This is a genomic window from Streptomyces sp. NPDC049577, from assembly GCF_040675635.1.
GTDB lineage: Bacteria > Actinomycetota > Actinomycetes > Streptomycetales > Streptomycetaceae > Streptomyces.
This window is the reverse complement of the sequence record NZ_JBFAPH010000421.1, coordinates 1-4,600: the sequence shown is the minus strand read 5'-3', so window position 1 is coordinate 4,600 and position 4,600 is coordinate 1. Positions and strand designations below refer to the sequence as shown.

Genomic DNA, 4,600 nt, shown 5'->3' with positions numbered 1-4,600 from the left:
GGGGTGCGACTCGGCGGGTGGTAACCCGCACGTTACGGGGGCCGTACCCCGGGGTTGCCCCGGGAGGCCTCGCCGGATGGCGAAGGGGCGGCGCCCGTGCGGGAGCGCCGCCCCTCTTTACTCCCCCACCGGGAGTTGTTGCCGCCCGCATCGGCTCGGGCGGCAACTCGCATACTCAGCGGCCGCGTATTCGCTCGCCACCCCCCACGGGAACGAGCGGGAGCGGCCCTGAGTGCGTGAATAGCATTTCGCTTCTGCGATGTTCGCCGCGAGTCCTTTCAACTGTGGCCAAAAGGGCGTGGTAACAGCACGTATCGGTGTGCATACTCGGTGAGCGGGGGGTGGCTGCGGATGTCTCATGTGGGGGTTTGGTGCTGCGTGTCCATTTCACTGGACTCGATCTGGCCCGGTTGCGCCTGGCCGGCGACCCGGACGTGCTCTGGGAAACCGTATTGAGCCTGCACCGGCTCCGGGACAAACAAGGCGAGTCGATCTACGGTGATTGGCGGTCGGAAACCCGGACTCGGTTGAATGGTGAAACGCGGCTTCTCGCGCCGCTGGTACCCTCCCGGGGGTATTTCCCGGACTTCCTCACCCCGCCCGAGGGAGTGCTCGGACTCGAGTCCGGCATACAGGCGCTGCGGGCCACCCCGGCCGAGCGGGTGCACGACGAGCTGAGCCGGCTGTCCACGGTCCGGACCCTGCCCGCTTGGATACGATCGCTCGCCGAGGGCGACGCCCGGGCGTTCGGCAAGCTCATCGGCGCCCTGCACGCGTACCACCAGGCGGCCATCGCCCCCTACTGGGGCCACATCCAGGCGCAGATCGAGGCGGACCGCGCGGTGCGCGGCCGGGCGCTGCTGGACGGCGGGGCGGACGCCCTGCTCTCCTCGCTGCCGCCCTCGATGCGCTGGCGGGCGCCGGTCCTGGAGGCCGACTACCCGGTGGATCGCGACCTGCACCTCAACGGCCGCGGGCTGCTGCTCGTCCCGTCGTTCTTCTGCCGCCGCACGCCGGTGGCGCTGCAGAACCCGGAGCTGACGCCCGTACTGGTCTATCCGGCCCGGCACATGTCGGAGTCCGCGCCCGTCGTGCCGGCGGCCCCCCGTTCGCTGGGCAAACTGGTCGGCCACACCCGCTCGGCGGTGCTGGGATCCATCGGCGGCGGCTGCACCACCAGCGAACTGGCCCGCCGCGTGGGCGTGTCGGCGGCCTCGGCCAGCCAGCACGCGGGCGTGCTGCGCGAGGCCGGCCTGGTGCTCACCCTGCGGCACGGCAGCGCCGTGATGCACACGCTGACGCCCCTGGGCGCCGCGCTGCTGCGCGGCGGTCACGGCGGCGGTCATGGTGGCGGCCACGGGAGTGGTCATGGCGGGCACGCCGCCGGCTTCGGCGGCGGGCACAAGGCGCGCGCGGGGCAGTCCGCGCTCCCGGAGCGCTCGCATTCGGCCACGATGCTGCGGTCCTCCGGCGGCTGACGGCGACCGGCCCGGCGCGACGGTGTTTGCGCCGGGCTGGTACTGCCGAGGCATGGGGGCATGACGGAGAACCAAGCGCGGCGCGCCGCCGATGTGGCACGCGCCTACTACGACACCGGTGACGTCGACGGCTTCTACGCGCACGCGTGGGGTGGCGAGGACATCCACGTCGGGCTGTACGAGCACGAGCGCGAGGCGGTCGGGGCGGCCTCCGGGCGGACGGTCGACCATCTGGCGGCAAAGGCGGCGGACGTCCTCGGCCCCGGCAGCACGGTGCTCGACCTCGGGTCCGGCTACGGGGGAGCGGCCCGCCGTCTGGCCGGGCGGTTCGGCTGCCGGGTGGTGGCCCTCAACATCAGCGAGGTGCAGAACCGCCGGCACCGCGAACTCAACGCCGAGCGCGGCCTCGACCACCTGATCGAGGTCGTCACCGGCTCCTTCAACGAGATCCCGTCCCCCGGCGCCCGCTTCGACGTGGTCTGGTCGCAGGAGGCCCTCTGCCACAGCGGCGACCGGGCGCTGACGCTGCGGGAGGCGGCCCGGGTCCTCAGGCCGGGCGGCCGGCTGCTGTTCACCGACATCATGGCCGCGGAGGACGCCCCGGCCGCAGAGCTGCGTCCCCTGGAGGAGCGCCTGACCGTCGCCGACCTCGCCACGCCCGCCTTCTACCACGGGCTGCTGCCCGGACTGGGCCTGACGGACGTGGAGTTCGACGACCTCAGCGAGCACATGCTCACGCACTACCTGCGCCTGGAGGAGGAGGTCGGACGCGACGGGCCGGGCCTGGCGGGGGCGGTCAGCGACGGCTACCGGGCCCGGCTGCGCGAGAACCTGCCGCTGTGGTCGGCGGCGTGCCGCAAGGGACACCTGAGGTGGGGCACCTTCGCGGCACGCCGCGCCTGACCGGCTGACCGCTTGACTGCCTGACGGGCCGACCGCCTGACGGGCTGACCGGTTCACGGGCCCGGGAGCCCGGCCCGTCAGCCCGCCACGCGGAAGCGGAGCCGGCAGATCACCGCGTCCGTGTCCCGGCGCACCGCGTGGGCCACCACCGCGCCGCGCTGGTTCTGCAGCAGCCGCTGCCACAGGCGGGCGGGCTCGACCTCGGGGATGAGCACGGTGACGCGGTCGCCGGGGTGCCGGCCGGACAGTTCACGGACGTACTCCACGATCGGCCGGCCGAGGGCGGCGCGGGTGGGTGCGGGGAGTTCCACCAGGTCGACGCCCGGGTTCCACAGCTCCCAGTCGCGGCGCAGCGACTCCGTCTCCGGGTCGGTGACGGTGACGGCCACCACCTCGTCGCCGAGCGAGACGGCGGCGGTCAGCGCCTGGCTCGTCAGCCGCGACAGCGACGAGACCGGTACGACCACCACGGAGTGGCAGCGGTGCGGCGGCTCGGGCACCCGGCCCAGCTCCAGCCGCTCCCCGATCCGCCCGTACGCCCGGTGCACCGCCTCGAAGACCAGCACCAGCAGGGGGAGCGCGAGGACGATCAGCCAGGCGCCGTCCAGGAACCTGGTGGCCGTGACCACCACCGCCGAGACCCCGGTGAGCAGCGCGCCGAAGCCGTTGAGGAGCGCCTTTCCGCGCCGGCCGGGGGAACGTTCCTGCCGCCAGTGGACGACCATGCCGACCTGGCAGATGGTGAAGCCGACGAACACCCCGATCGCGAACAGCGGTACGAGCGTGTTGACGTCGCCGCCGGAGAAGACCAGCAGCAGCGCCGAGACGGCGGCGAGGGCCAGCACGCCGTGACGGTGCACCTGGCGGTCCGCCTTCAGACCGAAGACGTGCGGCAGGTAGTTGTCCCGCGCCAGCAGGGCCATCAGCACCGGGAGCCCGCCGAAGGACGTGTTGGCGGCCAGCGCCAGCAGCACCACCGTCGCGAACTGCACCACGAAGAAGGCCCAGTTGTGGCCGAGCGCGGCGTCCGCGAGCTGGGCAAGGACGGTCACGCCCTCGACCGGCTGGAGGTGGAAGCGGCCGATGAGCACCGACAGCCCGATCAGCATCACACCCAGCAGGGCACCCAGTGCCACCTCGGTGCGCTGCGCGCGGCGGCGGGCCGGCGCGCGGAAGGCGGGCACGGCGTTGGCGACGGCCTCGACGCCGGTGAGCGCGGAGCAGCCGGCCGCGAACGCCTTGAGGAGGAGCAGTGCGCCGACGGTCGTCGCGTCGTCCGCGAGGGCGGAGGCGTGCCCGGCGGCGGCCTCGGTGCTCGCCGGCTCGTCACGGAGGAGCCCCGCGACGATCAGGGCGAGGACGGAGCCGACGAATATCGCCGTCGGCACGATGAAGACCTTCGCCGACTCGGCGATGCCCCGCAGGTTCACGCCGGTGACCAGCGCCAGGACGCCCAGGCAGATCCACAGCCGGTCGTCGTGGAGGGAGGGGAAGGCCGACGTCAGCGCGGCGACACCGGCGGTGACCGAGACGGCCACGTTCAGTACGTAGTCCAGGACCAGGGACGCGGCGGTGACCAGGCTCGTCCGCCGGCCCAGATGCCGCCGGGCCACCGCGTACGAGCCGCCGCCGTCCGGGAACGCCGCGATGACCTGCCGGTAGGAGGCGACGAGCACGGCCAGCAGCGTCGCGATCGCCAGCGTCACCGGCAGCGTGAACCCGAGGCCGTGCGCCCCGGCGGCCGCCAGCACCAGCACGATCGCCTCGGGCCCGTACGCCACCGACGCCATCGCGTCGAGCGACAGGGCCGCGAGCCCCTGGAGGGCGGTCAGCCTGTGCCGCTCCTCGGCGGCGGGGCGCGCGGCGCCGGTATCCGGCGGTTCCCCGGTTTCCCCGGGGGCCCGTTCGTCCGTATTGGCCTGCATGGACATGTCTTGCGTACCTCCGTGGTGTCGGAGGCCAGCGTGCGGTCGGCCGGGGCGGGGTGACGAGCGTTCTTGACGGCGTCTTGGCGTGGTGCGGCGAGATCTTGACGGGTTCTTGGCGCGGGGCGTCAGGCTTGTGCCAAGGGTCGTCAGCGGGCCGTCAAAACAGGGCGATTCGCCGGCGGGGCGGGCCTAGCGTCACGAGCATGCAATCGGCATCGGTCGGGTACGGCCGCACGGCCGCCGGCGGCGTACGCGCCCGGGACCGGGGCTGGCGCCGCGAGGCGCGGGCGG

General features: G+C 73.4%; 3 protein-coding genes. 2 read left to right on the top strand and 1 reads right to left on the bottom strand.

What is annotated here, in order from left to right; translation table 11 throughout:
• Positions 1-371: 371 nt before the first annotated feature.
• Both AB0K09_RS30020 and AB0K09_RS30015 read left to right on the top strand, forming a co-directional pair.
• Positions 372-1,478: a helix-turn-helix domain-containing protein gene (locus tag AB0K09_RS30020; protein ID WP_366068561.1), complete on the top strand. Its 1,107-nt coding sequence runs from the start codon at positions 372-374 to the stop codon at positions 1,476-1,478.
• Positions 1,479-1,538: 60 nt separating this feature from the next.
• Positions 1,539-2,381, top strand: a complete 843-nt coding sequence (locus tag AB0K09_RS30015; protein WP_366068560.1) for a methyltransferase domain-containing protein — start codon at positions 1,539-1,541, stop codon at positions 2,379-2,381.
• A 77-nt stretch (positions 2,382-2,458) separates the two neighbouring features.
• Here the strand turns inward: AB0K09_RS30015 and AB0K09_RS30010 are convergent, their stop codons facing one another.
• The gene (locus tag AB0K09_RS30010) at positions 2,459-4,312 is read right to left on the bottom strand and encodes an APC family permease (protein ID WP_366068559.1); all 1,854 of its coding nucleotides are present in this window, start codon (positions 4,310-4,312) and stop codon (positions 2,459-2,461) included.
• Positions 4,313-4,600 lie beyond the last annotated feature (288 nt).

What these genes read in the sequence shown, in the direction of transcription:
- AB0K09_RS30010 (WP_366068559.1), bottom strand. Translation starts at nt 4,312, where the DNA reads ATGTCCATGCAGGCCAATACGGACGAACGGGCCCCCGGGGAAACCGGG.
- AB0K09_RS30015 (WP_366068560.1), top strand. Translation starts at nt 1,539, where the DNA reads ATGACGGAGAACCAAGCGCGGCGCGCCGCCGATGTGGCACGCGCCTAC.